General features: G+C 65.5%; 24 protein-coding genes. 11 read left to right on the forward strand and 13 right to left on the reverse strand.

Annotated elements, in window-relative coordinates; genetic code table 11:
- Position 1 precedes the first annotated feature (1 nt).
- Together AB4118_RS16225 and AB4118_RS16230 are read left to right on the forward strand one after the other, a co-directional pair.
- The gene (locus AB4118_RS16225) at positions 2–934 is read left to right on the forward strand and encodes a dihydrodipicolinate synthase family protein (protein WP_441490699.1); all 933 of its coding nucleotides are present in this window, start codon (positions 2–4) and stop codon (positions 932–934) included.
- Positions 934–1,719: an SDR family oxidoreductase gene (locus AB4118_RS16230; RefSeq protein ID WP_441490700.1), complete on the forward strand. Its 786-nt coding sequence runs from the start codon at positions 934–936 to the stop codon at positions 1,717–1,719. The genes AB4118_RS16225 and AB4118_RS16230 overlap by 1 nt, the downstream gene beginning before the upstream one ends.
- A gap of 266 nt (positions 1,720–1,985) precedes the next feature.
- Here the strand turns inward: AB4118_RS16230 and AB4118_RS16235 are convergent, their stop codons facing one another.
- The 3 genes from AB4118_RS16235 to AB4118_RS16245 are packed head-to-tail and all read right to left on the reverse strand — an operon-like array spanning position 1,986 to position 4,717.
- Positions 1,986–3,005, reverse strand: coding sequence for an ABC transporter substrate-binding protein (locus AB4118_RS16235; protein WP_441490701.1), 1,020 nt, complete (start codon positions 3,003–3,005; stop codon positions 1,986–1,988).
- A 49-nt stretch (positions 3,006–3,054) separates the two neighbouring features.
- Positions 3,055–3,921, reverse strand: coding sequence for an ABC transporter permease (locus AB4118_RS16240; RefSeq protein ID WP_441490702.1), 867 nt, complete (start codon positions 3,919–3,921; stop codon positions 3,055–3,057).
- A gap of 16 nt (positions 3,922–3,937) precedes the next feature.
- Entirely contained in the window at positions 3,938–4,717 is a 780-nt protein-coding gene (locus tag AB4118_RS16245) for an ABC transporter ATP-binding protein (protein WP_441490703.1), read from the reverse strand.
- Between the two features lie 103 nt (positions 4,718–4,820).
- Between AB4118_RS16245 and AB4118_RS16250 the strand changes: the two genes are divergently transcribed.
- Both AB4118_RS16250 and AB4118_RS16255 read left to right on the forward strand, forming a co-directional pair.
- Positions 4,821–5,486 (forward strand): response regulator transcription factor, encoded by a 666-nt coding sequence (locus AB4118_RS16250; RefSeq protein ID WP_441490817.1) that lies wholly within the window; start codon positions 4,821–4,823, stop codon positions 5,484–5,486.
- Positions 5,473–6,843, forward strand: a complete 1,371-nt coding sequence (locus AB4118_RS16255; RefSeq protein WP_441490704.1) for a sensor histidine kinase — start codon at positions 5,473–5,475, stop codon at positions 6,841–6,843. The genes AB4118_RS16250 and AB4118_RS16255 overlap by 14 nt, the downstream gene beginning before the upstream one ends.
- A 14-nt stretch (positions 6,844–6,857) precedes the next feature.
- On the opposite strand, the gene AB4118_RS16260 is transcribed toward AB4118_RS16255, so the two are convergent.
- Entirely contained in the window at positions 6,858–7,379 is a 522-nt protein-coding gene (locus AB4118_RS16260; protein WP_441490705.1) for a 2'-5' RNA ligase family protein, read from the reverse strand.
- A 129-nt stretch (positions 7,380–7,508) separates the two neighbouring features.
- Between AB4118_RS16260 and AB4118_RS16265 the strand changes: the two genes are divergently transcribed.
- The 6 genes from AB4118_RS16265 to AB4118_RS16290 all read left to right on the forward strand — a co-directional run bounded on the left by AB4118_RS16265 (position 7,509) and on the right by AB4118_RS16290 (position 13,826).
- Positions 7,509–8,615, forward strand: coding sequence for an ABC transporter ATP-binding protein (locus AB4118_RS16265; RefSeq protein WP_441490818.1), 1,107 nt, complete (start codon positions 7,509–7,511; stop codon positions 8,613–8,615).
- Positions 8,616–8,629: 14 nt separating this feature from the next.
- Positions 8,630–9,760 carry an ABC transporter substrate-binding protein gene (locus AB4118_RS16270; RefSeq protein ID WP_441490706.1) on the forward strand — a complete coding sequence of 377 codons (1,131 nt, stop codon included), beginning with the start codon at positions 8,630–8,632 and terminating at the stop codon, positions 9,758–9,760.
- Positions 9,761–9,827: 67 nt separating this feature from the next.
- Positions 9,828–10,658 (forward strand): ABC transporter permease, encoded by an 831-nt coding sequence (locus AB4118_RS16275; protein WP_441490707.1) that lies wholly within the window; start codon positions 9,828–9,830, stop codon positions 10,656–10,658.
- On the forward strand, positions 10,655–11,470 hold the full coding sequence (locus tag AB4118_RS16280; protein ID WP_441490708.1) for an ABC transporter permease: 816 nt from the start codon (positions 10,655–10,657) through the stop codon (positions 11,468–11,470). Before AB4118_RS16275 ends, AB4118_RS16280 begins: the two co-directional genes overlap by 4 nt.
- A gap of 259 nt (positions 11,471–11,729) precedes the next feature.
- On the forward strand, positions 11,730–12,287 hold the full coding sequence (locus AB4118_RS16285) for an HdeD family acid-resistance protein (protein WP_441490709.1): 558 nt from the start codon (positions 11,730–11,732) through the stop codon (positions 12,285–12,287).
- A gap of 51 nt (positions 12,288–12,338) precedes the next feature.
- On the forward strand, positions 12,339–13,826 hold the full coding sequence (locus AB4118_RS16290) for an alpha/beta hydrolase (RefSeq protein WP_441490710.1): 1,488 nt from the start codon (positions 12,339–12,341) through the stop codon (positions 13,824–13,826).
- 67 nt (positions 13,827–13,893) lie between these two features.
- On the opposite strand, the gene AB4118_RS16295 is transcribed toward AB4118_RS16290, so the two are convergent.
- The 8 genes from AB4118_RS16295 to AB4118_RS16330 all read right to left on the reverse strand — a co-directional run bounded on the left by AB4118_RS16295 (position 13,894) and on the right by AB4118_RS16330 (position 21,398).
- Positions 13,894–15,705 (reverse strand): SLC13 family permease, encoded by a 1,812-nt coding sequence (locus AB4118_RS16295; protein ID WP_441490711.1) that lies wholly within the window; start codon positions 15,703–15,705, stop codon positions 13,894–13,896.
- Between the two features lie 183 nt (positions 15,706–15,888).
- Positions 15,889–17,517: a complex I subunit 5 family protein gene (locus AB4118_RS16300; RefSeq protein WP_441490712.1), complete on the reverse strand. Its 1,629-nt coding sequence runs from the start codon at positions 17,515–17,517 to the stop codon at positions 15,889–15,891.
- Positions 17,514–19,049, reverse strand: coding sequence for a complex I subunit 5 family protein (locus AB4118_RS16305; protein ID WP_441490713.1), 1,536 nt, complete (start codon positions 19,047–19,049; stop codon positions 17,514–17,516). The genes AB4118_RS16300 and AB4118_RS16305 overlap by 4 nt, the downstream gene beginning before the upstream one ends.
- A complete protein-coding gene (locus AB4118_RS16310; protein ID WP_441490714.1) occupies positions 19,046–19,396 on the reverse strand; it encodes an NADH-quinone oxidoreductase subunit K in 351 nt (116 codons plus the stop codon). Before AB4118_RS16310 ends, AB4118_RS16305 begins: the two co-directional genes overlap by 4 nt.
- Positions 19,393–20,325, reverse strand: a complete 933-nt coding sequence (locus tag AB4118_RS16315; RefSeq protein ID WP_441490715.1) for a hydrogenase subunit MbhD domain-containing protein — start codon at positions 20,323–20,325, stop codon at positions 19,393–19,395. The genes AB4118_RS16310 and AB4118_RS16315 overlap by 4 nt, the downstream gene beginning before the upstream one ends.
- On the reverse strand, positions 20,322–20,615 hold the full coding sequence (locus tag AB4118_RS16320; RefSeq protein ID WP_441490716.1) for a monovalent cation/H(+) antiporter subunit G: 294 nt from the start codon (positions 20,613–20,615) through the stop codon (positions 20,322–20,324). Before AB4118_RS16320 ends, AB4118_RS16315 begins: the two co-directional genes overlap by 4 nt.
- Positions 20,612–20,902, reverse strand: a complete 291-nt coding sequence (locus AB4118_RS16325) for a monovalent cation/H+ antiporter complex subunit F (protein ID WP_441490717.1) — start codon at positions 20,900–20,902, stop codon at positions 20,612–20,614. Before AB4118_RS16325 ends, AB4118_RS16320 begins: the two co-directional genes overlap by 4 nt.
- Positions 20,895–21,398: a Na+/H+ antiporter subunit E gene (locus AB4118_RS16330; RefSeq protein WP_441490718.1), complete on the reverse strand. Its 504-nt coding sequence runs from the start codon at positions 21,396–21,398 to the stop codon at positions 20,895–20,897. Before AB4118_RS16330 ends, AB4118_RS16325 begins: the two co-directional genes overlap by 8 nt.
- A 570-nt stretch (positions 21,399–21,968) precedes the next feature.
- On the opposite strand from AB4118_RS16330, the gene AB4118_RS16335 reads away from it, so the two are divergent.
- Positions 21,969–23,720 carry a metallophosphoesterase family protein gene (locus AB4118_RS16335; protein WP_441490719.1) on the forward strand — a complete coding sequence of 584 codons (1,752 nt, stop codon included), beginning with the start codon at positions 21,969–21,971 and terminating at the stop codon, positions 23,718–23,720.
- Here AB4118_RS16335 and AB4118_RS16340 read toward each other — a convergent pair.
- The gene (locus AB4118_RS16340) at positions 23,710–24,777 is read right to left on the reverse strand and encodes an AI-2E family transporter (RefSeq protein ID WP_441490720.1); all 1,068 of its coding nucleotides are present in this window, start codon (positions 24,775–24,777) and stop codon (positions 23,710–23,712) included. The two genes, AB4118_RS16335 and AB4118_RS16340, sit on opposite strands and share 11 nt — an antisense overlap.
- Positions 24,778–24,803 lie beyond the last annotated feature (26 nt).

Below are 24,803 nucleotides of genomic sequence, written 5' to 3' on the forward strand. Positions count from 1 at the left end.
CATGGCGTTGTTGGATGAAGGCGCGAAGGGCGTCTATGTAATCGCGGTCACTCCGTTCACGGAGGACGGCGCGCTCGACCTGCCGAGCACCGACCGCATGGTCGATTTCTACCTCGAGAAGGGCGCCACCGGCCTGACCGTGCTCGGCATGATGGGCGAGGCGCCGAAACTGACGGCAGAGGAATCGCGGATATTCGTGCGGCGGGTCCTGGCGCGGGTGCAGGGGCGTGTTCCGGTCGTGGTCGGCGTCTCGGCGCCGGGCTTTGCCGCGATGCGGGAGCTGAGCGACAGCGTCATGGCTGACGGAGCCGCGGGCGTGATGGTGGCGCCGCCCGCAAGTTTGCGGACGGACGACCAGATCGTCTCCTATTACGACATGGTCGCAAAGACGCTCGGACCGAAGACCCCCTTCGTGCTGCAGGATTTCCCACTGGTCACCAATGTCCAGATCGCCTCCTCGGTGATCCTGCGCATCGTCGCGGCGCAGCCGAGCTGCGTGATGCTGAAGCACGAGGACTGGCCGGGGCTTGCCAAGATCTCGGCCCTGCGTGCGGCCAGCGACAAGAACGGCGGGCGGCGCATATCGATCCTGGTCGGGAACGGCGCGATGTTCCTGCCCGAGGAACTGTCGCGCGGGGCCGATGGCGCCATGACCGGATTTGCCTATCCCGAGATGATGGTCGATGTCTGGAAGGCCCATGCCGCCGGGGACGTCGAACGCGCCCATGACCTGTTCGACGCCTATCTGCCGCTGGCGCGCTATGAGCAGCAGCCTAGTCACGGGCTCGCCATTCGCAAATATCTGCTCGCCAAGCGCGGCGCGATCGCGTCGGGCATGGTACGCAGCCCCGGGTCAGCCCTTTCGGCGGCCGACATCGCCGACATCGAACGTCTCGTCGCCCGTCAGGCGCGGCGCCTCAAGGAGATCAACTGATGGATCTGGGCCTCAACGGAAAGCGCGCATTGGTGCTCGGCGCCAGCCGCGGCCTCGGCGCGACGATCGCACGCACGCTCGCCGCCGAAGGTGCGACGGTGATCGCGGCGGCGCGCAATCAAGACGCGCTCGCCGCCTGGATCGGCGAGCTGCCGGCTGAGCAGCGCGGCCGCGTGGTCGCCGCCACGCTCGACCTTGCGGATATCGCCTCGATCGATGCGCTGGCCGACAAGCTGATTGCCGAGGGCGGCGTCGACATCCTGATCGGCAATTCCGGCGGGCCTCCGCCGGGCGAGGCCCGCGACGCGAAGCGCCTGGACTGGCTGATGCATTTCGAGGCCATGGCGGCCAACCTGTTTCATGTCGCGCAGCGTCTGCTGCCTGGCATGACCGAGCGGGGTTGGGGCCGGATCGTCACCATCGTCTCCTCCGGCGTCGAGCAGCCGATTCCGCGTCTCGCGCTCTCCAATGGCGTGCGTGCCGCAGTCGTCGGCTGGTCGAAGACGCTGGCCTCCGAGGTTGCGGGGCAGGGGGTGACGGTGAATGTCGTGCTGCCCGGTCGCATCCACACCGAGCGCGTCGATCAACTCGACGACGCAGCTGCGACGCGGGCCGGCGCGACGAAAGACGCGATCACGAAGGCCTCGATCGCGACGATTCCGGCCGGCCGCTACGGCAAGCCACAGGAATTCGCCGATGTCGTTGCGTTCCTTGCCAGCGAGCGGGCGTCCTATGTCACGGGCGCCAAGATTCGGGTTGATGGCGGCCTGATCCGAGGGATCTGACGGCTGCGTCCCCCGGTGGATGGGGCCTGGGCGCGTTGGTATGATCTGCGTGAGCCGATCAACCGCGCGCCAATTGGTTCGCGGCAGAATGGCACGCCGGCCGGCCCGGTAGCGAGTGCCTCGGCGGAGCAATCAGAGCCTGCCCGCCTGGTGGGATCCTCGTCCTGCCCGCGATCGCAGCGGGCCCGTAGCATTGCCGGCGCTCAGATCGCGATATTCCGGGCTCATCGCCCGGCATTATGCCGCCGGCGATGAGCCATTGGGGGCTAGCTGCCGGAGCGACCCGTCAACTGCGGGACGAACATGTCGCTCCACTTGGCCGGCTTGATCTTGATCGTACCTGCACGGTGCATGAATTCGGCGAACTGCATCACGCCGCTCGGAGTCGTCGAGAAACGGGCGTCGGGATCTTCGATCATCGCCTGGATCTCGGCGGCGTCGACCTTCACCTTGGAACTCTTGGCGTAGATCTCGGCCGCGAGCTTCTGGTCTTTGGCGATCAGCGCGTTGGCGTCATCCATCGCTTCGATGAAGGCCTGCGTCATCTTTGGGTTGGCATCCACGAATTTCTTCGGCGCAAAGGTGACGTCGAGCGTGATGTTGCCGAGATAATCGACCGAGTTCAGGACGCGGTGCACGCCCGGTGCCTTGGCTTCGATGTACTGGAAGGGCGGCGAGGTGAAATGTGCCTTGATCTCGGTCTTGCCGCCGATGAGCGCGGCCAGCGCCTCGGGATGCGGCAAGCTCACCGTCATCGGGTCCATCTTGGCGTAGTTCTCGGGGCCGAACTCCTTGGCCGCGATCATCTGCAGAACGACGGCCGCAAGTGAAGTCTTGATGCCGGGCAGCGCGATCTTGTCGCTGCCCGTGAAATCCTTGAGCGACTTCAGCTCGGGCTTGTTGGCGTTCAACCAGAGCGAGGTCGAGCTCATGCCGGAGACGCCGACGACCTCGACATTGGGAATCCCCTTGGCCTTTGCCCAGAGCGTGACGAAGCCGGGTGCGCCGGTTCCCGCAAAGTCGAGCGTGCCGGCCATCATCGCGTCGTTGATGACATTGCCGCCATCAAGCATCAGCCACGTCACCTTGACGTCGCCAAGTCCGGCCGCCTTCGCGCGCTTCTCGAGGAACTGCTGGTCCTGCATCACGATCAGCGGCAGGTAGAGGATGCCGAAGCCCTTGGAGACGCGGACCTCGCTGACCTCGGCCCGCGCCGCACCGGCGCAGAAGGCAGTCCCGATCACGGCTGCGGCAAGCGCCCCCTTGAACCAGTTTGTGTGTTTCATCTGTCGTCCTCCCTTTGATGCGGCCATTCGGCCTTGGTGACTGGATGTTTCAGTGCTGCATGCCCCAGCGGCGGATCGTCCTGCGCTCGATCGTGGCGAAGATGACGTTCTCGACGAAGAGGCCGATCAGGATCACGGTGAAGAGGCCGGCGAAGACATTGGCCGTCTCGAGTTGATTGCGGTTCTCATAGATGAACCAGCCGAGGCCACCCGAGCCGGACGATACGCCGAAGACGAGTTCCGCAGCGATCAGCGTCCGCCAGGCAAAGGCCCACCCGACCTTGAGGCCGGTGAGGATGGCCGGGAAGGCGGCGGGGATCAGGATGAGGCGAACGAACTTCAACCCACGCAAGCCGTAGTTCTGACCGACCATGCGCAACGTATTCGAGACCGACCGAAAGCCGGCATGGGTGTTCAGAGCGATTGCCCAGAGCACTGAATGCACGAGCACGAAGATCACGCTGCCCGAGCCGAGGCCGAACCAGATCAATGCCAGCGGCAAGAGTGCGATCGCCGGCAAGGGATTGAACATCGAGGTCAATGTCTCGAGCAGGTCCGCCCCGATGCGCGAGCCGATGGCCAAGGTCGTCAGGAGCGCGGCGAGCGCGATGCCGATGCCGTAGCCGATGATCAGGGTCTGCAGCGAGACCAGCATGCGCTGCGGAATGACGCCGCTCGCGATATTGCTGACGAAGGCATCGACCGTCTCGCCGAAGGTCGGGAACAGCAGCGGGTTACCAAGCCAGCGGCCATAGGCCTCCCAGGCAATGGCGAGCACCGCGAGGATCAGCCCCTTGCGCACGAAGCCGAGGCGGTAGGTCCGTTCGATGAGGCTCAGCGACTTGGCCACGACCGGCGCATCGCTCGAATTGACGTCGCGGATGATTTCCGGGCGGAAGGTCAGGAGGTCGGTCATGTCTGTCGTCTCCGTCTCAATGCGCCGCGAAGAGCATGTCGTTGATGCGGGTTTCGAGCGCGGCCTGCGTGCCGGTGCCCATCTCCTCGGGGGGCACGCTGTTGAGCTCGGCCTTGACCTCGCCCGGATGGGGCGACAGCAGCAGGATGCGGGTGCCGATACGGATCGCCTCCTCGATCGAGTGCGTCACAAACAGCACGGTGAAATGGGTGTCGTCCCAGAGCCGCAGCAACTCGTCCTGCATCTTGCGGCGCGTCAGCGCGTCCAGCGCGGCGAAGGGCTCATCCATCAGCAGGACGTCGGGCTCCATTGCCATGCCGCGCGCGATCGCGACGCGCTGCTTCATGCCGCCGGAAAGCATGTGCGGATAGCTGTCGGTGAATTTCGTCAGGCCGACCTTGTCGATATAGGATTTCGCACGCTCTTCGGCCTCCGGCGCTCCGGCGCGGCCGCTCGAGGTCAGGGCGAAAACGACATTCTCGCGCACCGTCTTCCAGGGCAGAAGCTGGTCGAATTCCTGAAAGACCATCATCCGGTCCGGTCCTGGCCCGGTGATCTCGTGTCCCTTGAGGCGGATGCGCCCCTCGACCGGGCTCAGATAGCCGCCGATCGCCTTGAGCAGGGTCGACTTGCCACAGCCGGAGGGGCCAAGCAGGACGAAACGATCGGACGGATAGACGTCGAAGGAGACGCGGCGCGTCGCCGTGACGACCACATCCGGCGTCTTGTATTGCAGCGTGACGCCCTCGACGGAGAGAAGCGGCGCGGCGGCGCTGGTGGTGAATGGGGCGTGCATCGGCCCTCCCTTGCTTTCGTTTCCCTGCGCACTTGCGGCGCTTGCCATGCTAGTAACCTGCGAACCTGACTCCGACCTGACTCCGACGAAGGATGTTTTGGCCGTGCGCGTTCTCGTCGTCGAAGACACCGCCGATATCGCCGAGGCCGTCGTGATGCGGTTCGAGAAGATCGGTCACGCCGTCGATTGGGAATCGAACGGGCGCACAGCTGCCGAGCTGCTTCAGGTCCAGGCCTATGATCTCGTGATTCTTGATCTGACCTTGCCGGGCGAGGACGGGCTCACGCTGCTCAAGAGCCTGCGCGCGAGACGGCTGAAGACACCGGTCCTGGTCATCACCGCGCGTTCGGCTGTCGACGAGCGGATCAGCGCGCTCGATCTCGGCGCGGACGATTACCTGACCAAGCCATTCGACTACCGCGAACTTGAAGCACGTGCTCGCGCCCTCTTGCGGCGCAGCGCCGGGCTTTCGGACAATATGCTGCGAGTGGGCCCGCTCGTGATCGATCGAGCGGGCCGGGTCGCGAGCATCGGCGACAGGACGCTCAACCTGACGCGCCGCGAGCTGACGGTGCTCGAGATCCTGGCGGCCAGGCCGGACAGGATCGTGCCCAAGGAGGAACTGATCGAGCAGCTCTTCAACTTCGATCAGGAACCGAGTCCGAACGCCGTCGAGCAGTTCGTGGCGCGCTTGCGGCGCAAGCTCGCAGATGCCCCCATCGAGATCAGAACCATGCGCGGCCTGGGCTATCAGCTTGCAACGACATGACCTGCTCCTCTCGCTGCGGGTCCGCATCATCGTCGTTCTGTCGGCGGTGCTGGGGCTCGGCGCGGTCGTGCTCGGCGTCGCCGCCTGGCACTCGGCGACGATCGCGGCACAGCAGGCCTATGATCGGCTGCTCAGCGGCGGCACGATCCAGATCGCGGAGAATGTCTATGTCCAGGGCGGGGTCGTCGCGCTTGATCCCCCCGTCGCCGCGATCGCGACACTCGCCGCCTATGATCTGGTCTTCTACAAGGTGGTCGATCCGCGCGGGGTGGTGGTTGCAGGCTATGAGGATCTCGCCTCGGGGGCGGAACCGGCAGCCGCGCGCAGCGGCGTCGTGCTCGAGGACGGCTCCTTTCAGGGACAGGGCGTGCGCATTGCGACGGTCGCCCGCCAGATCGACGATGCCATGCTCGGCGGCTGGGCAACCATCGTGGTGGCCCAGACGACCGATGCTCGCACGGCGCTTGCGCGCGATCTCACTCTCAAGGCACTGGGTGTCATCGCTGCGATGAGCGTGCTCGCCTTGCTGGCGACAGGCTTTGCGGTGCGCCTCGCCCTGAAGCCGTTGACGCGGATCGAGCTGGAAATCGCAGGACGGCGCCCCGACGATCTGCGCCCGATCCAGACAGAGCCGCCTGTCGAGATCCGCAACCTCGTCCACGCCATCGACGATTTCATGCGCAGGCTTTCCGATCGCATGGCCGTGATGCAACGATTCATTGCCGACGCGGCCCATCAGATTCGCACGCCGCTCGCCGCACTCGACGCCCAGGTCGAGATCCTGTCGAGCGCGAGCCCCTTGAAACGCCGCGCCGAACATATCGCCCGCGTTCGTGAGCGCACCACCGAGTTGGCGCGTCTGACCAGTCAATTGCTCGACCACGCCATGGTCATCCACCGCGCCGACGCGGCACGCGCCGCGCCCGTCGATCTCAACGAATTGGCAAAATCGGTTCTCGCCAAGGCCGTGCCGCTCTCGTTGCCGCGCGAGGTCGATATTTCCTTCACGCCGGCGCCTTCGGCTCCGGTGATCGACGGCGACGCGGTGAGTCTGCGCGAGGCGCTTGCCAACCTCATCGACAACGCACTCGTCCATGGAGCGCATACGAGGCTGTCCGTGACGGTCTCGGCGGACACGGGAAGCGCCTGGATCGAGGTTGGTGACGATGGCGACGGCTTCCCGATCGAGCTGGCGGAAACAATGACCAGGCCCTTCGAGAAGGGCGGGCACTCCAGAGGCTCCGGGCTCGGCCTATCGATCGCCGCGGAAGTCGCACGCGCCCATGACGGCGAACTCACCTTCGCGAGAGGCAGCGGCCTGACGCTTGTCCGGATGTCGTTTTTCCGGCCGAACTGAGCCGATGGGCTCGTCTAGGTTCCGTTCTTGCCAAGCTCGACCGTCTCGATCACCGCCCATTCGGAAATGGGGATGTCCTGGCCTGACCGAACCACGCAGAGCCGGTCAAAGACGATGGCTCTCCCGGCCAGCATGCGCTGAAACTCGGCCGCGGCCGAGGCCTTCGGGGCGGGCGCGACGGGGCCATAGAGCAACGAGACATGCGGCATGAAGCTGTCTGCCATGTCGCTGTCCAGTCGCTGCTTGAGCTGCGCCAGCGGCGCGCTGATGCGAAAACGCGCGTAGAATGACCGGAAATAGGCGTCGCTGGTTTCGATCGCGGCGACCGCCTCCCGGAAGGCCGGGACTGCGGCTGCGGCCTCCGCGATCCCGCCTGCGAGCGCGGCCATGGGCAGATCCGTGTCACCCTTGACCGTCAGATGTGGCGTGAACAGCGGCGTGCCAAAGCGGCCCGAGAGATCCGCAACCAGGCTGGAGAGGAATGCGCCGTCCTCGGCGCTCGGCATCAGCCAGATCGAATGAATTTGGGGTGACATCAAGCCTTCATAAACCTGTTGCACATCGGCGCGAGTGTTCGTTATGTTTATTCCAAGCGGTCCAGAAAATGGAAGAGATATTCCATAGAGCTGGAAAAAAGGTCGCGACAAGGGAGAAAGCGTTTGCAAGTGGGAGTGCCGGACAGGGCGCGCAGCGGCGCGGCCATCAGCGTGCGTGACCTGCATGTCGCCTATGGCGGCACGCAGGTGCTGCACGGCGTCAGCCTCGATTTCACGCCCGGCAGCTTCACGGCGCTTCTTGGTTCGTCCGGCTGCGGCAAGACCACCCTGCTGCGTTCGCTCAGCGGCTTCGTGCCGGTGCAATCCGGTTCGATCATCGTCGGCGGCAATGATGTCGCGTCACTCCCGCCGGAGAAGCGCGGGATGGCGATGGTCTTCCAGTCCTATGCGCTTTGGCCGCATATGACGGTGCTGCAGAATATCGGCTACGGGCTGAAGCTGCGTGGTGCGTCCAAGGCCGAGATCGCCGCCAAGGTCGCGTCCATGCTCGAGTTCCTCGGCCTGACCGGATATGAGGGCCGCAAGGTCACGGCGCTCTCGGGCGGGCAGCGTCAGCGCGTTGCGCTTGGCAGGGCGCTGGCGATCGATCCGGGCATCCTGCTGCTCGACGAGCCGCTCTCCAATCTCGACGCCAAGATCCGCATGACGATGCGCCATGAGATCCGCGCGATCCAGCAGCGTCTTGGCCTGACCGCCGTCCATGTCACGCATGACCGCGAGGAGGCCATGACCATGGCCGACCGGCTCGTCATCATGCAGGCGGGGCGGATTGCGCAGGTCGGCACGCCGGAAGAGGTCTATGATCGCCCGGCGACCGCCTTCGTCGCCAATTTCATGGGGGCGGAGAATGTCCTTCCCCTTCATGTCGAGCGCTCCGAGCGCGGCGCCTCGCTGAGGGCAGGGGACGCCACGGCCCAGATCGCGGCCGAGGCGTTCGATGCTTTGCCTGTCGGAGATGCCGTCGCCTATTTCCGCGACGATGTCGCGCGCCTCGATGCGGCCGACGCCCCAGCCTCCGACGACCTGCTGGTGCCCGGACGCATTGCGGCTCGCGCCTATCCCGGCGGAGTCTACCGCTACCGGGTCGAAGCCGCCGGCCGCCAGATCACGGTCGACGACGCTGCCCGTCACGAACTCGGAACGAAAGTCGGCCTGCGCATTCCGCTGCAGCGCCTCCACATCTTCCCGGCATCCGAGGCCGGGATCGCCGCCTGACAGGGAGTCAGCTCATGCGCATTCTTACAGTTGCCTGCTCGATTGCAGCGCTGATGGTGGCGACGCCGCTGTCCGCTCAGACCCTGAACGTCGCCACCGCCGGCGACCAGAACATGGTCGACTACGTCAAGGACTATCTCGGGCCGATGTTTGAGAAGTCGCATCCCGGCGTGAAGGTTGTCTCCGTCGGAACCGGCGCCGGCGACTCCGGATCGCAGAAGATCTTCGAGAAGCTCGACGCCCAGAAGAGCGCCGGCGCTTCGGATTTCGATGTTGTCGTCATCCACCAGAAGGCCGCCGGCACGATGGTGAAGGAAGGTCTCCTCGCCAAATATACCGACAAGGTCGAGACCGCGAAGCTCGTCTCCAGCGAGACCGCGAAGAACTCGCTCGGCGCCGATGTTTCCGGCTTCGTGATCCCGATGTTCCAGTCGCAGACTGCGCTCGCCTATAATGCCGACATGCTGAAATCGCCTCCGGCGACCTATGCGGAGCTGAAGGACTGGGCCAAGAAGAACCCCAAGCAGTTCGGCTATAACGGCATCAAGGGCGGCATGTCCGGCGTCGCCTTCGTGGCGGGCTGGGTCTACGCCTTCGGCGGCGACGCCGACAAGCTGATCAAGGGACCGTACGATCCGGCGGTGAAGGCAACCTGGGATGGCGCGCTTGCCGATCTGAAGGACTTCAACAAGAGCGTCGTGATCACCCCCGGCAATGCCGGCACGCTCGACATGCTGAACCGCGGCGAGATCGCCATCGGGCCGGTCTGGGTCGACATGTTCTATTCCTGGCAGTCTGACGGCAAGCTGCCGCCGAACATGAAGCTGAAGCTCGCGGCCCCCGGCATGCCGGGCCAGCCGATGTACTACGCCGTGCCGGAGAAGACCGCGCACCGGAAGCTCGCCGAGGAGTTCATCGCGCTCGCGACCAGCCCGCAGGTGCAGGCGGACGGCATCGTGAAGAAGTTCAACTGGTATCCGGGCATCGACGCCAAGAACCTTGAAGGCAAGCTCGATCAGGCGGCCTGGAACAAGCTCTTCACCGACATCACTCCGACCGACCTGTCCAAGAACGCCAAGGCGTTCCCGATCGCGCCCTATTTCAACGACATTCTCGAAGGCTACGAGAAGAAGGTCGCGAACTGAGACGTTCCACCACCTCCTGGCCCGACGCAAGTCGGGCCACCTTTCCTCTCGATCGGCATATCTGCCCATGTCCCAACGCCAGCTGGCGCTGATCCTGATTGCGCCGGGCCTGCTCCTCGTCGCGGCTCTGTTTCTCTATCCGCTCGGCTTTTCGCTGGTCTCGGCCTTCACGCGCCCGGACGGCTCCCTGACGCTGGAATGGTTCGCCAAGGCGTTTGAGCTTTACTCCGGCGATATCGTCTTCACGGTGATCATCGTGCTGTCCTCCTGCCTGCTGACGGCACTGGCTGCGATCGCCATCGCGGGAACGCTGACGCTCGGCGAAAACAGATGGGTCGTGGGCACGCTGAAGGCGCTCTATCGCTGGCCGCTCTTCATCCCCTTCATCGTCGCGGCGCAGTGCATGCGGACCTTCCTCGCCAAGAACGGGCTGATGAACAACACCTTCGTCTCGCTTGGCCTGATGGACCCATTGAGCGCGACCAGCTTTCTCGACTGGCGCGGCATCATCGCGACCTTCGTGTGGAAACAGACGCCGTTCGTGGCCCTGCTGCTGGCCGGCGCATTGGCGTCGATCGACCGGGCGACGCTCGAAGCCGGCCGCAATCTCGGCGCTTCGCGCCTGCGGGTGCTGGTGGAACTGGCGCTGCCGCAGGTGATGCCGACGCTCCTCGTCGCGCTGGTCCTGTCCTTCGTGACGATGCTCTCGGTGCTCTCCGTGCCGATGATGGTGTCGGGTTCGCAGCCGACCATGCTGACTGTCGACATGGCCTTCCGCATCAACGCCTACGGCGACTACGCCACTGCCAATGCGCTCGGCGTCATCACCTATCTGATCAGTGCCGGTGCCGCGATCCTCTACCTGAAACGCGGCATGTCGAAGGAGGCCGCACCATGATCCGGCTCGCCTCCACGGCGAAGGCGGCGCTGGCTGCCGCCCTTCTCACCGCTTTCGCCTTCGTCCTCATCGGTCCGCTTGCGAACCTTGCGCTGTGGTCCGTCGCCGAGCGCTGGTACACGCCCTACAAGCTGCCGGTGACCTATGGCACCCGCTATTGGGAGCAGGTCTTTCGCCCGACCGGCGACGCCATGGCCTCGCTCGGTACCAGCGTATGGATCGCGGTGCTGACGGTCATTGTCGCGCTCGCGCTCTCGATCCCGGCCGGCTATGCGCTGGCGCGGCTGAAGCTGCCGGTGCGGGCGCTGTTTATGGTGATGTTCCTGCTGCCGCAGGCATTCCCGTCCGTCGCGATCTACATCAACGTCGCACGCGTCTTCTACCAGATCGGCATCAACGGCACGGTCTTTGCCGTGGTCCTCGTCCACGCCGCTCACGGTCTTGTCTATTCCGTCTGGATCGCGGCGGCGGCCTTTGCCGCAGTCGACAAGGACCTGGAGCTGGCGGCCCGCAATATCGGCGCGTCACCCCTGCGCACCTTCGCCACCGTGACATTGCCGCTGGCTGCACCTGGCATCATCGCCAGCGGCATCTTCGTGTTCCTGGAATCGCTCGACGAATTCACCGGCACCTTCTTCGTCGGTGTGCCGCAGGTCACGACATTGCCGCTGCTGCTCTACAACGCGGCGATGGGCGGCAACTACCAGGTCGCGTCGATCACGGCTTTGATCCTGCTCGTCCCGTCCGTGCTGTTCATGCTGTTCATCGAGCGCTTCCTCCGAGCCGACGTCCTGGCGAAGGTCGGTGCGTGAGGCCTCCGGTCCGCGCCCGATCGCGGTCCGGGGTGTCTGTCGCATCACTGCGTCAGCACTCCCGGGGCCGCTGCCCGCCCAAATCCACGAAAACGGGATTCCCTGACTAGCTTTGGGATTCCCTGCTGATCCGTCCCGAGACCAGGCGCGGCATAACTGCTCATGACGGCATTGCCCGATTGCGACTGTCTGCCGGTGCGGCGGGCGGCCTCGGCGGCAATGCCATCGCTTGCTTCTACAGCGACGGATTGCGCAACTCATGGCCCAGAATTCAAGCAGGTCCGATCACAGCCTCGTTCGGCTGATGTCGGGCAAGATCATCGCACTCGGGATCGCCCTGGTCATTTGCGGGATCATCGCGATTGCAAGCCCTGCCATCTCGACCATGGCGGTGACCTTGTTCCTTGGCCTGATCCTGGCTGTCGCTGGCGCATTCAAGGTGGTCCAGTCCTTCATGGTCAAGGAGTGGAGCGGCTTCGTCTGGCAGTTGCTGGTCGGGATGATCGAGCTGTTGGGCGGCATTCTGGTGTATTTCAACCCGATGAAGGGGGCGATTGCCATCACCCTGGTGATCGCGCTCGTGCTGATCGCGGAAGGACTCGCCCAGCTCGGGCTCGCCATCAAGATGCGGGCGCAGAGCGGCGTCGGCTGGATGTTCCTGTCCAGCATCATCACGATCGTCGTTGGCGTCGCGCTGGCGATGCGGCTCCCCTATGGCGGCATCTATGCGCCCGGCACGCTGGTGGGCGTCTCGCTGCTCTTCGCTGGCTGGGCCTATATCGCGATCGCGCTCGCCGCCCGGAAGGCTGCTGCCTGACCTCCCGGTCCGGCGTATCATCGGCAGAGCAGATTCTCGAAGGTTCCAGGTATGCGCGGTTTCATCGGCAAGACGCTGAAACGCGGGGGCGCCGTCCTCGCGATCGTCGCGCTGTCCCTGCTCGGACTGCGCATCTACGACACCCAGCGCGGCGCACCGCTTGAACCCTGGCACACCTATGTGCCGCATGAACTCTCGATCAAGGAGCTCGATCGCGGCAGCTGGGACGACTATCTCAAGGCGGAGGCGGCAGCTTTCGCGGGCGTGCGGGCGGAGGTCACGCAAAAGCTCGCCCCTGAGGAGCGTGTTCCGGTCAATCGCTATTTCGACGGCAGCGCGATTCATCCCGAGCATTTCAAGCAGGATTGGAACCGTTCCTATGTCATGGAGCCGGAGGGCAAGCCGGTCGGCGTGGCCGTGTTCCTGCACGGGCTGACGGATTCGCCCTACAGCCTGCGCCACGTCGCACGGCAATATCGTGACCGTGGTTTCGTCGCCATCGCGATCCGTCTGCCAGGACACGGCACAGTGCCGGCCGGGCTGACCGAGATCGAATGGGAGGATTGGTTGGCTGCGACGCGCCTCGCGGTCAGGGAGGCGAGAAAGCGGGTCGAGCCCGCCGCGCCACTGCATCTCGTCGGGTTCTCGAATGGCGGCGCACTTGCGCTGATGTATGCGCTCGAAGCGCTCGAGAACAAGGAACTGGCGCGGCCGGACCGCCTTGTCCTGATCTCGCCGATGATCGGGATCACGGCCTTCGCACGCTTCGCCGGGCTTGCCGGCCTGCCGGCCATCCTGCCGGCTTTCGCCAAGGCGGCCTGGCTCAGCGTCCTGCCCGAGTTCAACCCGTTCAAGTACAATTCCTTCCCGGTCAACGGCGCGCGCCAGTCGCATCTGCTGACCAGCGCCCTGCAGCAGAAGATCCTGCGGCTGGCGCGGGAAAACCGGTTGAAGGACCTGGCGCCGCTCATCAGCTTCCAGTCGGTGATGGATTTCACCGTGAGCACGCGGGCGATCATCACCTCGCTCTATGCCCATCTGCCGGCGAATGGCAGCGAGCTCGTCCTGTTCGACCTGAACCGTTCGACCAAGTTCGGGCCGCTGCTGAGTTCGGCCTCCGACACGCTGTTGAGCCGCATGCTGCCGGCACCGCCGCGAAATTTCCGGGTGTCGATCATCACCAATGCCAGCGAGGATTCCAGCGATGTCGTCGAACGGGTGACCGAGGCCGGCGCATCGGCCGAGACCGTGCGAGACCTCGGGCTGTCCTATCCCTTCGACGTGTTTTCACTGTCGCATGTCGCCCTGCCATTCCCGGTCACCGATGGCCTCTACGGCCTCAAGCCCGATCCGGCGGAGGATTTCGGCATCAAGCTCGGGGCGGTCGCCGCCCGCGGTGAGCGCGGCACCCTGATCGTGAATCTGGATTCGCTGCTGCGCATGTCGTCGAACCCTTTCTTTCCCTATCTGATCGACCGGATCGACGAACCGCTGCGTGGCGCGGCGTCCGCATCTCCTGCCGTACCCGCCACGCGATAGGCGGCGGCGGAGCCGGTTCCGCGCCGATTGGATCATGGGCGGCGGTTCGAGTCCGGACCGCCGGAGTTCAGAACCGCCAGATTAGCGGTACGTAGAACACCGCCATGATGAAGAACCAGATCATCAGCGGCGTCCCGAGCTTCCAGTAGCTATTGAAGCTGTAGCCGCCGGGGCCCATCACCATCATGTTCGTCGAGGTCGCGATCGGCGTCATGAAGGACGCTGCACCCGCGATACACAGGCTCATCAGGATCGGGCGGGGCGAAACCCCCATGCCGGTGGCCGCCGCCATGGCAATGGGGATGACCAGCATCGTGGTCGCCGTATTGCTCATGATCTGGCCGAGGCTTGCGGTCAGCACGAAAAGGCCCGCGAGAAAGACGATCGGTCCGGCATCGCCGGTGAGCGCAACGAGGTAATTGGCCACGAGCTGTGCCGCGCCCGACTGCACCATGGCGGTGGAAAGCGGCATCATCGCACCGACGAGGATCACCGTCGTCCAGTTGATGGCGCGATAGGATTGCTCGACCGTGACGATGCCTGTGAGGATCAGCAGGCAGGCCGAGACGAGCCCGGCCACCGCCGGCGGGACGATGCCCGTGGCGAGCAGCACGACGAGGCAGGCCAGCACTGCGACGGCGACGCCGGCTCCGGCGCCCATCGGCACCGCCTGGCGCCTGACGAGATCGGGCGAGTTGACGACCAGGATGTCGGGGTCCGTGAGCTGCAGGTCGAGTGCTTTCCAGCTGCCTTCCAGCAGGATCGTATCGCCAGCCTGGAGAGCATCGTCGGGTTCGAGATCGACGCCGGCCCGCTGCACCGCGAGCACCACGAGATCGCCGCTATCGGTGATCATGCCCGGGAACATCGCGCGCCCGATCAGGGCCGAGCGCGGCGGGATAACGACTTCCGCGAGGCCGGAGCGGCGGTTAAACAGGCTCGGCCCGGCCTCGTCGTCCCCTCGGTCCTCGCGCAAGGCGAGGTGCTTCTCCGCTGCGAGATCGGCGACGGCTGCCGCATCGCCCTTCACCAGCAGGTAGTCGCCCTCCGAGATCGCCGGCGCGCGCAATGGCGTGCCGGAATCTCCGGCCTGAACGGCCATCAAGGTGAGACGCTGATCGCCGGCGAAGTCCAGGGCTGCGGGCGCACTCCCGATATAGGACGAGGTGGCGCGCACGCGCAGCCGGAAGACGCCGTCGCTCAGTCCGTAGTGCTCGACCAGCGTCTGGGCGTGGCGGCTGAAGTCGGCGGGCAAGCGCGCGCTGCTCTGCTCGGGCAACAGGCGCTTCCCGAGCAGCAGGATGATCGCCATCGTGCCGGCGAGCAGGGGAATGCCGACGAGAGCGAACTCGGCAAAGGCGAAGCCCTGCAACCCGGCATCTTCCAGCGCTTCCGAGACCAGGATGTTCTTCGGGGCACCGGTGAGCAGCAGGTTCGAGCCGGCATGGGCCGCAAAGGCCAGCGGCATCAGGAGCTGCGACGGGGATTGCCGCAGCCGGATCGCGGCCATCACCACGACCGGCATCAGGGCTGCCACCGCGCCGCCGCCGCTGATCAGGGCGCTCAGGCAGCCGACGGCCGTCATGATGATGATCAGCAGGCGGGTCCGCCTGTTCTCGCCCGCCTTGGCGATCAGGAGCTGTCCGGCCCAGGCGGTCACGCCCGTCTTCTCGAGCGCGGCACTGACGATGAAGAGACTGGCGATGAACAGCACCGCGCGATCGCCAAATCCGGCGAGAGCCTGCTCGAGCGTGACGGCACCGGTCGCCCAGAGCGAAAGCGCTGCTCCAATGGCCACGACGATGACCGGCAGCCTGTTCCAGGCGAACAGGGCAATCGTGATCACGGTGATGACGGCGGTACTCTCGATCGGGCTCAAGTCTGGTCCAGTCCTGTGATGATGCGTGTCAAAGCGGCCACGGCACGAGGCCTCCGCTGTCCTGGTCGTTCACCGAAGCGGGGTCATGTGCTCCGCTGCAGAAGGGCGGATGCGGGTACTGTATCCGACCATGGCCGGGGCGCCAGAGAGCCAGAGAGCCAGGGAGCACAGACCCGCTCGCGTTCAGGCTCGATACATCAGCGCTCCCAGCAGAACGGCAACGATGATGAGCGACAGCCCGGCCACCGACCAGCGGCGCAGCAGGGCGTCCACCTGCTCGATGCCGGCAGCGAGGCGCTGAATGACGGAGGTACCGGCCTTTGCCAGCACGACGATGTCACCCTCGGGGATGGAGCCAGGCAATGCCGTGATGCGACGAACCAGCAGCATGGCAAGCGCGCCCAGCAGCATGGGCCAGGCCACCTTCCAGAGCGCGTCGGGCTGCAGCAGGCTGGCGATGCCTTCGCCCGCAATTGCGGGATAGAGCGACCATGGGATCACCAGCGAGGCGGCCGCGACGATGAGCCAGGGGAGGAGCTGTCCGGGAGGAGCGGAGGACGGGGAGTTCTCTCGTGCGTCGCGCGCCACGATCGACAGGAAATTCAGCATCAGCAGCGTACTGCAAGCGCCGGCCAGCGCCATCGCGTGGCTGACATAGCCATAGCCCAGCATCGGCTTGGTCGCGAGTTTGGCAAGGGCGCCACTGGTCAGGGGCATGCCGCCGAGGCTGAGCGCCAGGAGGGCGGTGAGCAGCAGGACGGGACGCAACCGTGCCTGCCCGGTCGCAGCCAGAATGCCGACCGCCAGGAAGAGGGCCCCCTTCACCAGCGTATGATGCACCGCGTAGTAGGCAACGAGGCTCGTCGCCCCGGTATCGGCATTCTCGAGCCCGACACCGAGAAGGACGGCGAGCAGACCCATCTGGCTGACCGTGGAATAGGCCAGGATGGTCTTGGCGCGGGTCTGGGTCACACCGACGATGACGCCGAAATACGCGGTGACGATGCCGGCCGCGATCAGCACGTTGCCCCAGAATGGCAGGCCGGCCTCGAAGGGCAAAAAGCGGATCAAGCCGATCACGCCCGCCTTGACGACCACCCCGCTGAGCACGGCGGAAGCGGGCATCGGCGCGGCGGGGTGGGCGAGCGGCAGCCAGACATGCAACGGCACGAGGCCCATCTTCAAGGCAAAGCCGAGGATGAGCAGGGCAACGATGCTGTCGCGCATCGGGGATGTTGGCAGGGATGCGACCACGTCCCGGATCGCAGGATTGGCGTCGGGGTGGCCGGCCGCGAGCATCACGAAGGCCAGCAGCAGAAACGCCTCTGCGAGCAGTGCCAGCACGACATAGACGACGCCGGCTCTGTGAGCGCGTGCGGTCTGCTCATGCACGATCAGCCCATAGGCGGCGAGGCTCGCCAGCGTGAAGAGCAGGTAGAAATTCGCGATATCGCCCACGATGAAGAGGCCGAGGCTGCCTGTCAGCGTCAGCAGCCACCAGACGGCGAAGCGGGCAGCGGCCGGCTCGCGGCCCATGTAGGAGGACGCGAAGGCGCCCGCTGCGCTCCAGAGCAGGGCGGCGCCGCCGAGCAGGATTGCACCCGGCCGATCGAGGAGGAGCGACATCCGGAATGGCGGCGGGAAGAAGACCGAGGTTCCGTCCGGCACCAGAAGCGCCGCGAGCAGGCCTGGCAGGGGCGCGACAGCAAGCAGCGACAGCGCACGGGTCCGGAAGCGCCCGAAGATGCAGCAGGCCGCCATTGCGAGCGGGAGGAGCAACGAAGAGGCAAGGAGCAGGCCGGAAGCGTTCATGGCGCCACCGTTGCGATGACCCCGGAGCGCCCCAGCTGCAGGAAGCCGAAGGGCTCGAGCGGTACGAAACCAAGCAGCACGGCCGCCACCGCCAGAACAAGGGCCACGAGCTCGAGGCGCCGCGGTATCGGTTTCTGTGCGACGAGCGCGATGGCCGGTGTTGCCAGGGCGCGGTCGACGACGCGAAAGACATAGCCCGCTGCAAGCAGGCCTCCGGCCAGAATGGTGGCGGCAAGCCATGGGTGGCCGTTCAGCACCGCGGCCGTCAGCAAGAGGCACTTCGCAATGAAGCCTCCGCTCGGTGGAATCCCCATCAGGGACAGGCCGGCGAGGCCGAAGGCCGCCGCGCTGATCGGGAGTACGCGGCCGAACCCGCCGAGATCGGCGATCCGGTCATGGCCAAAGGCCTCGGCGATGACGCCGGCCGCAAGGAACATCGCGGCCTTGGCGAACGCGTGAGAAACCAGCTGGAGGGCACCTCCGGTCCAGGCGATGGTTTCCCAGGGAGCTTGCGCCTCATTTCCGGCTGCGAGCGGGAAGACGATGAAGAGATAGCCGATCTGCGCCACGGTCGAATAGGCGATCATCAGCTTCAGCCGCGCCTGCCGAAGCGCCATGACGCTGCAGAACAGGATCGAGGACGCGCCGAGAACCGCCAGGATCTGACCGGCCAGGATCGCTGCCTGCGGGGGGGCGATGTCGAGCACGAGACGCAGGATCAGGAAGACCGGCGCCTTGATGACGAGAGCCGAGAGCACCGCGCTCGCGGCTGCGGGTGCGCCGGCATGGGCCGGGGGCAACCAGAGATGCAGCGGAAACAGGGCAGCTTTGGCGAGAAGCCCTACGATCATCAGGGCAAGTGCCACCGAGAGGGCCGGCCCGCCTTCGTTCAGGCGCGACAGCATCTGGATATCGAGCGTTCCGTAGCTGCCATAGAGCAGCCCGGTGCCGAGCAGGTAGAGCAGGGACCCGAGCAGCGCGAACATCAGGTAGCGCAACGCTGCGGCGACGGTCTCGGCGCGGCCATCGAGGCAGACCAGCGGGACTGCGGCGAATGTCAGCAACTCGAGGGCGACATAGAGGTTGAACAGGTCCTCGCCGACGAAGACCGCGTTCAGCGCGCTCCAGGTTGCCAGCAGCAAGCCCCAGAAGGTCGTCGGCGCCCTCCCGTCCTGCGTCTTCGGGGCCAGCGCATAGAGGTCCCGCGCAAACAGGCATGTTGCCGTGAGCACCACCGCCGTCATCGCGATCATCGTCGCGGAAAGCCCGTCGGCGCGCAGTGCGATTCCAAGCGGCGGTTGCCAGCCGCCAACGACATAGGTGAGCGCGCTGCCGGTCCGGATCAACTCGGCCACGATAGCGATCGCGGTGACGAGACCGGCGGCGACGGTGACAAGCGCGACCTGCCTGGCATGGCGCGGGGCGAGGATCAGCATGGCCAGCACGCCGAGGACGGGCAAGGTCACGGCAAGGACCAGCAGATAGCCGCCGGGAGTGGCAAGGTGAACGGAGGCGGGCGCGAGAGGGGTCATGGCTCGGCCCGCTGCTTGTCGCCGGCCGCTGGCGCGTCCAGGCTTTCGCGGCCGGTGAGATCGAACAGGCGCTGCAGCAGCGCGACGGCAAGGGCGGTCGCCGAGAATGCGACGACGATGCCGGTGATCACCATGGCCTGCGGAACCGGGTCGCCGGAAAATCCGGCGGCTGCTCCGCGCCGTGCCGCCGCGCCAAAGACCAGGAAGATGCCCGCGCCGAGAATGTTGAACCCGACGATCCTGCGCAGGAGGCCGGCATGGGTGATCACGATGAACAGGCCGATTCCGGCCAGCGCCGCGCCGCACAGGCCAAACAATGTGGCAGGGCCGAGGGATGCGAGGCTCATGGGGCCGGCGCCCTGCTGGCGGGGCCGGCCACGAGCAGGCCGAGCGTCAGGGCGATCGATATCGTCAGCGCTGCCTCTATGCCGACGATGATGGGTTTGGCCGCGCCCTCCGGATAGGCGAGGAAGCCGCCAGCGACCGCAAAGCCGAGGAAGCCGATCGCGAAGAACAAGGCCGGTCCCCCGACCAGCAGTAGCCGCAGCGTCGTCCGCCTCGTTTCGGGTGCGGGCCGCAGGCCTGCCAACATGACGAGCAGCCACATCGCGGCAAGCACGGTGCCAGCCTGGAACGTCCCGCCCGGCGCGTCGGCCCCCACCCAGCACATATAGACGGCGATCAGCACGCCAAAGGGCGGCAAGACGCGGGCGAGGTAGACAAAGGGCGGCGGCGCAAGCGCTTGCCTCAGCTCTGGTGCACCACCCCAGAGCTCATCGGGCGCCAGCGACCACACCCCCAGGAGGGCGAGCAGCAGAACGACCTTCTCAAGCAGCGTATCAAGCGCCCGGTAAGCCAGCAGGACGGCCGTCACGGGATTGCCGAGGCCGGTCGCGTCCAGCGCCGCGGCGGCGGCAGGTGCGAGTGTCGGGGCGGGCGAGGGGAAGGAAAGCACGGCGAGCGCGAGGCCAGCCGCTACGAGCGTGCAGGCTATGGCGGCGGCGGCCTTGGCGGTTCTGTTGGCGGGGCGGGGCTGGAATGAGCGTTTGCGCAGCCGGGCTTCGGCCCGAAGCAGCAGCATGCCGGTGACACCGCCGCCGATCGCGGCCTCCGTCATGGCAACGTCGATCGCCGAGAGCCGCGTCCAGCCGAGTCCAAGCAGCAGACCGAAGGCAATGAAGGCGATGATCGCGCCCTGATCATCCCTGGCCCTGGCGACATGGATCGCCAGGGCGAGAAGCCAGGCGACGAGCGCGAGATCGAGAAGCATGGTCATGGGCGGGGCTTGCGCCGATAGAGTACCCCGGCGATCAACTGGCTCGCCGTTGCGGCCGAGATCTGGGCCAGCAGCCAGACGCAGACCAGCTTCAGGCCACCCGCGAAACTCTCGGCCTGCGGCAGGAGCCCAAGCACGATCAACCCGAGCCCCAGATTGTCGGCTTTGCTCAACGCGTGAAGGCGGCTGAGCGTGTCGGGGAAGCGCAGCAGGCCGAGCGTACCGGCGAAAAACAGAAGAGCGCCGCCGCCGACGGCGATGAGCGTGAAGGCATTGGCGAGGGACGTCACGCCTCGTCCTCCGCCTGTTCGGATGCGTCGGCGCCGAGGCCGGACTGCCCGAAGGTGAATGCAGCACAGGAGACGGCGGCCAGCAGCATCAGCAGCAAGGCGACATCCGTCATGGCGGCGGAGCGCGAAGCGGCGCCGAGCAGCAGCACCGCGGCAGCGCCCCCCGTGCCCAGCAACTGAACTGCCATCATGCGTTCGACGGCGATGTCGGAGCGCAGCACCTTGAACAGTCCAAGCGCCGTGACGGTCAGGACGAAGAGCGCCGCTCCCGTGAAGAGGTCAGCCATGATCGCCCCCATTCTCCAGAGTGCCGCAGAAGGCTGCTTCATCAGCGGCGATCTGTTCCGCCACCGGTTCGCGCAGATCGAGGCAATGGATATGAAGCGTGCCATCCGCATCCGCCGCGACGGGCAGCTTGCCGGGCTGGAGGCTCATGACCGCACATGAGGCGCTGCGGGCCATGCCGGGCGGCAGCACGGTGCGATAAGTGACAAAGCCTGGCGACAGGGCCGGCTGTGGGGCAAAGGCGCGGCGCGCGACATCGACGCCGGCCACGGCTGATTGCGGTATGAAGCGGATCAGGAAGCGCAAGAGGCCGCGCGTGGACAGTTTTCCGCTTTCCGGCCAAAGCGCCGTGCTCGTCCAGGTCGCTGCGGCTGCGGCGATCAGGCCGATGGGCAGATCCTTCAGGGCGGGGCCCATCAGGATCAGCCATAGCGCGAGAAAGCCGAGACTGCGCGTGAGCATGGCAAGGGGCGGCGCCCTGCCGGCTTCGGTGGTCATGACCATGCCCCTTTGGCCGGCTGGCGCGAGCCAGGGGTGGGCGGGGCCGGCAGCCCGATGATCGCATGCCGGTCGCGGCCTCGAGCCGGTGCTCGTGCGCAAGTATTTTGTTCGATCTGAAGCTTAGATAAGACGAATATCGAAGATGGCGATTTTATTTTTCGAAGCGACGGTGTCTCGTGTAATACAATATCATAGCAACCAAGGCCTCGCCAACGCTTATTTTGGCGAATGATTGCTGAAATATCGCTGTAATCTTGTCTTTCATGCATTGAAGTGGCGCGTTCAATTCTATTGAAATCACGTTACAATTTGTACAAGTATCTGATTTTAAAGTAGCATCTGCCCTTTCCCCGGTCATCAGCCCCGTGTCTCACTTCTGTGCTCGGCGTCCCATTCTCGGTTTGGGTATGAAAGATTGGCCGTGAAAGCGTGCATGACTCTGGCATCAAGGCTATGTCCTTCGAGGCAACTGAGCTGTGTGCATCCTGATGTTGCTGCGGGGCAAGGCATGACCATTCGACGCCGATCTGTCCTGGCGAGCGCAGTTTTCCTGGATCGTGACTGACCATGCCGATGATCATCGAACCGCGGGCTGGAGACGCAGAGGACGACGCCAGCAGCACCAAGAAGCGCTCCCTGATTGCCATCGCCGGAAGCATGCTGGGGGAAATCAACCTGCCCAAGCTTGCGCTGGCCTGGATCATCCTCGCTCTCTTGCCGGGCGTCCTGCTCGGACTTGCCCCGCTTGTCGCCACGGCCTGGTTCACCTCGATGTCGGGCCGGATCTACGCGCTGGCAGGAATCGGGCCGCTCATTCTCCTGGCGCTGATCGCGGCCCTCGGCTGGTTCGGTTTCAGGCCGTTGTTCCGTGCCGCCGAACGCAGCTTCTGGTCGTTGAATTCGCTCGCCGTCCAACCGGGCTACGCCCTGTGCCGCGAGGGTCTGCGGCATCTGGCCGAGCGCTTTCTCACGACCGAGGCCAGCGAGGACAAGCGCGCGGGCCTGCGGGCCGCGACGGCCATTGGCGCCGGCCTTGCTGCCTTCCTCATGGCCGCGGGCATTGCCGCGCTTGCCTGGCCCGCGACACGCTGGTCGGGCGAGATCGCTGACCTTGCCAATCCCTTGCGACTGGTCGTTCCCGCGCTTGCCAATACGGTGACCGTCATGAGCGGATATCTCGCCGTTGCTTCGCTCGCCTGGGGCCTTGCCGATGGGTTGATGGATCAGCCGCGCGATCTTGGGTCCTATGACGAGGCGCCGCCGTCAGCCCGCAAATGGCGGGTCGTGCATCTCTCCGACATCCATGTCGTCGGGGAGCGCTATGGTTTTCGGATCGAAAGCGGGCGCGCCGGCCCGCGTGGCAACGAGCGGCTTGCCCAGGTTCTCGAGAGACTGGACGAGATCCATGCCCAGGAACCGCTCGACTTCGTTCTGATCACCGGTGACATGACGGATGCGGGCAGGTCGGCGGAATGGGCGGAATTCCTGGACGCGATGGCGCGGCATCCCGCGCTGGCCGAAAGGAGCTTCATCCTTCCCGGCAACCACGACGTGAACATCGTGGATCGCGCGAATCCGGCGCGGCTGGAATTGCCGACGAGTCCCGGGAAGCGCCTGAGACAGATGCGGACGCTGTCGGCCATGGCCGCCATCCAGGGCGACCGGGTCCGGGTCGTCGACCAGGACCGGACGGGACTGGGCAGCACCTTGTCGGCGGCGCTGGAGCCCCATCGAAAGACGATCGCCGCCTTCGCCGATGCGGGCTCGCTGCGCCTGTCGGCGGGGTTGGCCAATATCTGGGACGATATCTTCCCGATGCTACTGCCGCCGGCGGAAGCGGACGGGTTAGGGCTCGTGCTGCTGAACTCGAACGCCGAAACTCATTTCTCCTTCACCAATGCGCTGGGCCTCGTTTCGGAAGAGGACATGCGGGCGATGCTCGCGATCCTGCGCCAATACCCGAAGGCGCGCTGGGTCATCGCGCTGCATCACCATCCCGTGGAATATCCGAAGCCAGCCAAGGCCTTCTCGGAGCGCATCGGCACGGCGTTGATCAATGGCAGCCGGTTCGTGCGCCAGCTCAAGCCGATGTCGCACCGGCTCGTCGCGATGCACGGCCACCGCCATGTCGACTGGATCGGGCGCTGCGGTCCGCTGAAGATCGTCTCGGCGCCGTCTCCCGTGATGGAGGCGACCGATGACGAGGCAACCGGCTTCTATATTCACACGCTCGCAGCCGCCACGGATGGCGGGCTTGCCCTGCTCGCGCCGCAGCGGATCGAGGTCGCGCCCAGGCCGGACGCCGGCCTCAGCTCTTGACGGCTGCGTCGATCGGGATCGCAGGCGCATCCTTCTCCGGCGAGCCGAAGAGCTCCGCGAGCCATAGGCTCGAGGGATGCTGGGCGCAGAAGGTCAGGAATGCGATCGTGATCGGGACGCCGATGAAGGCGCCGAAGACGCCCCAGAGATAGCTCCAGAAGAACACGGAGAACAGTACGGTCGCCGGAGAGATCGAGAGCGCGCTGCCGGCGACGCGTGGTTCGATATAGCTGCCGACGATGAACTGGATCAGGTTGAGGCAGGCGAAGACCGCGATCACCGCCTGCCAGGACCCGAACTGCGTCATCGCAAACAGGGTCGGGAAAACCGTGGCGACGAGCGGACCCAGGAAGGGAATGTAATTCAAGGAAAAGGCGATGAAGCCCCATTCCTCCGCAAGCTGAAGGCCCACAGCCTTGGCGAAGCCCCAGACGAGCAGGCCGGTGATGAGGCTCATCAGGGTCCTGACCACCATGTAGCGGCGGATCTTGCTGGCGGTGGCCGTGCTGCCCTGCAGCAGAACCTGGCCGGTCTCGCGGTTGCGCATGGTGCGCACCTTGCGCCCGAAATCGTCGACTTCCAGCAGGCCGAGGATGACGTAGACGAGGACGACGAGCCAGAAGCTCATCGTGCTGTTGAGGCGGCCGGTGATGGTCTGGGCGGTGCGCAGCATCCAGCTGACATTGAAGTTCTCCGACCAGACGCCGGCCACGGCCACGCCATGCCCTTCCAGCCAGACCGTGATCTGGTCGTAGAAGGATTGGAAGCGCGCAGCGTCGCTGACGATCCAGCGGCCGACACGGCCGAAAGCCCAGACGATCAGCGACCCGAAGGCGAAGAAGGCGACGACCATGACCACGACACTGATCGCGAGCGCGAGCAGGCGGGGCAGGAAGGCCTGCAGGCTCTTCTGAAGCGGCCAGACGAGCGCGATGATGAAGAGCGCGAAGGCGACCGGCGCGAAGACCGAGCTGGCGATCGACAACGCGGCGACCGCCATGATCGTCGCAATCAGAATCAGGGCGCCTTGATAGATCTTGCCGGAGGTCATCTTCATTCCTGGTCAGGCCTGGTGTCGGGAGG

The sequence above is a fragment of the Allobosea sp. 2RAB26 genome (assembly GCF_052115465.1).
Taxonomy (GTDB): Bacteria; Pseudomonadota; Alphaproteobacteria; order Rhizobiales; family Beijerinckiaceae; genus Allobosea.

Excerpts from the sequence above, each read along its gene's own strand:
- AB4118_RS16225 (WP_441490699.1), top strand. The coding sequence starts at position 2 with ATGGCGTTGTTGGATGAAGGCGCGAAGGGCGTCTATGTAATCGCGGTC.
- AB4118_RS16230 (WP_441490700.1), top strand. The coding sequence starts at position 934 with ATGGATCTGGGCCTCAACGGAAAGCGCGCATTGGTGCTCGGCGCCAGC.
- AB4118_RS16235 (WP_441490701.1), bottom strand. The coding sequence starts at position 3,005 with ATGAAACACACAAACTGGTTCAAGGGGGCGCTTGCCGCAGCCGTGATC.
- AB4118_RS16240 (WP_441490702.1), bottom strand. The coding sequence starts at position 3,921 with ATGACCGACCTCCTGACCTTCCGCCCGGAAATCATCCGCGACGTCAAT.
- AB4118_RS16245 (WP_441490703.1), bottom strand. The coding sequence starts at position 4,717 with ATGCACGCCCCATTCACCACCAGCGCCGCCGCGCCGCTTCTCTCCGTC.
- AB4118_RS16260 (WP_441490705.1), bottom strand. The coding sequence starts at position 7,379 with ATGTCACCCCAAATTCATTCGATCTGGCTGATGCCGAGCGCCGAGGAC.
- AB4118_RS16270 (WP_441490706.1), top strand. The coding sequence starts at position 8,630 with ATGCGCATTCTTACAGTTGCCTGCTCGATTGCAGCGCTGATGGTGGCG.
- AB4118_RS16275 (WP_441490707.1), top strand. The coding sequence starts at position 9,828 with ATGTCCCAACGCCAGCTGGCGCTGATCCTGATTGCGCCGGGCCTGCTC.
- AB4118_RS16280 (WP_441490708.1), top strand. The coding sequence starts at position 10,655 with ATGATCCGGCTCGCCTCCACGGCGAAGGCGGCGCTGGCTGCCGCCCTT.
- AB4118_RS16285 (WP_441490709.1), top strand. The coding sequence starts at position 11,730 with ATGGCCCAGAATTCAAGCAGGTCCGATCACAGCCTCGTTCGGCTGATG.
- AB4118_RS16290 (WP_441490710.1), top strand. The coding sequence starts at position 12,339 with ATGCGCGGTTTCATCGGCAAGACGCTGAAACGCGGGGGCGCCGTCCTC.
- AB4118_RS16300 (WP_441490712.1), bottom strand. The coding sequence starts at position 17,517 with ATGAACGCTTCCGGCCTGCTCCTTGCCTCTTCGTTGCTCCTCCCGCTC.
- AB4118_RS16305 (WP_441490713.1), bottom strand. The coding sequence starts at position 19,049 with ATGACCCCTCTCGCGCCCGCCTCCGTTCACCTTGCCACTCCCGGCGGC.
- AB4118_RS16310 (WP_441490714.1), bottom strand. The coding sequence starts at position 19,396 with ATGAGCCTCGCATCCCTCGGCCCTGCCACATTGTTTGGCCTGTGCGGC.
- AB4118_RS16315 (WP_441490715.1), bottom strand. The coding sequence starts at position 20,325 with ATGACCATGCTTCTCGATCTCGCGCTCGTCGCCTGGCTTCTCGCCCTG.
- AB4118_RS16325 (WP_441490717.1), bottom strand. The coding sequence starts at position 20,902 with ATGGCTGACCTCTTCACGGGAGCGGCGCTCTTCGTCCTGACCGTCACG.
- AB4118_RS16330 (WP_441490718.1), bottom strand. The coding sequence starts at position 21,398 with ATGACCACCGAAGCCGGCAGGGCGCCGCCCCTTGCCATGCTCACGCGC.
- AB4118_RS16335 (WP_441490719.1), top strand. The coding sequence starts at position 21,969 with ATGCCGATGATCATCGAACCGCGGGCTGGAGACGCAGAGGACGACGCC.
- AB4118_RS16340 (WP_441490720.1), bottom strand. The coding sequence starts at position 24,777 with ATGAAGATGACCTCCGGCAAGATCTATCAAGGCGCCCTGATTCTGATT.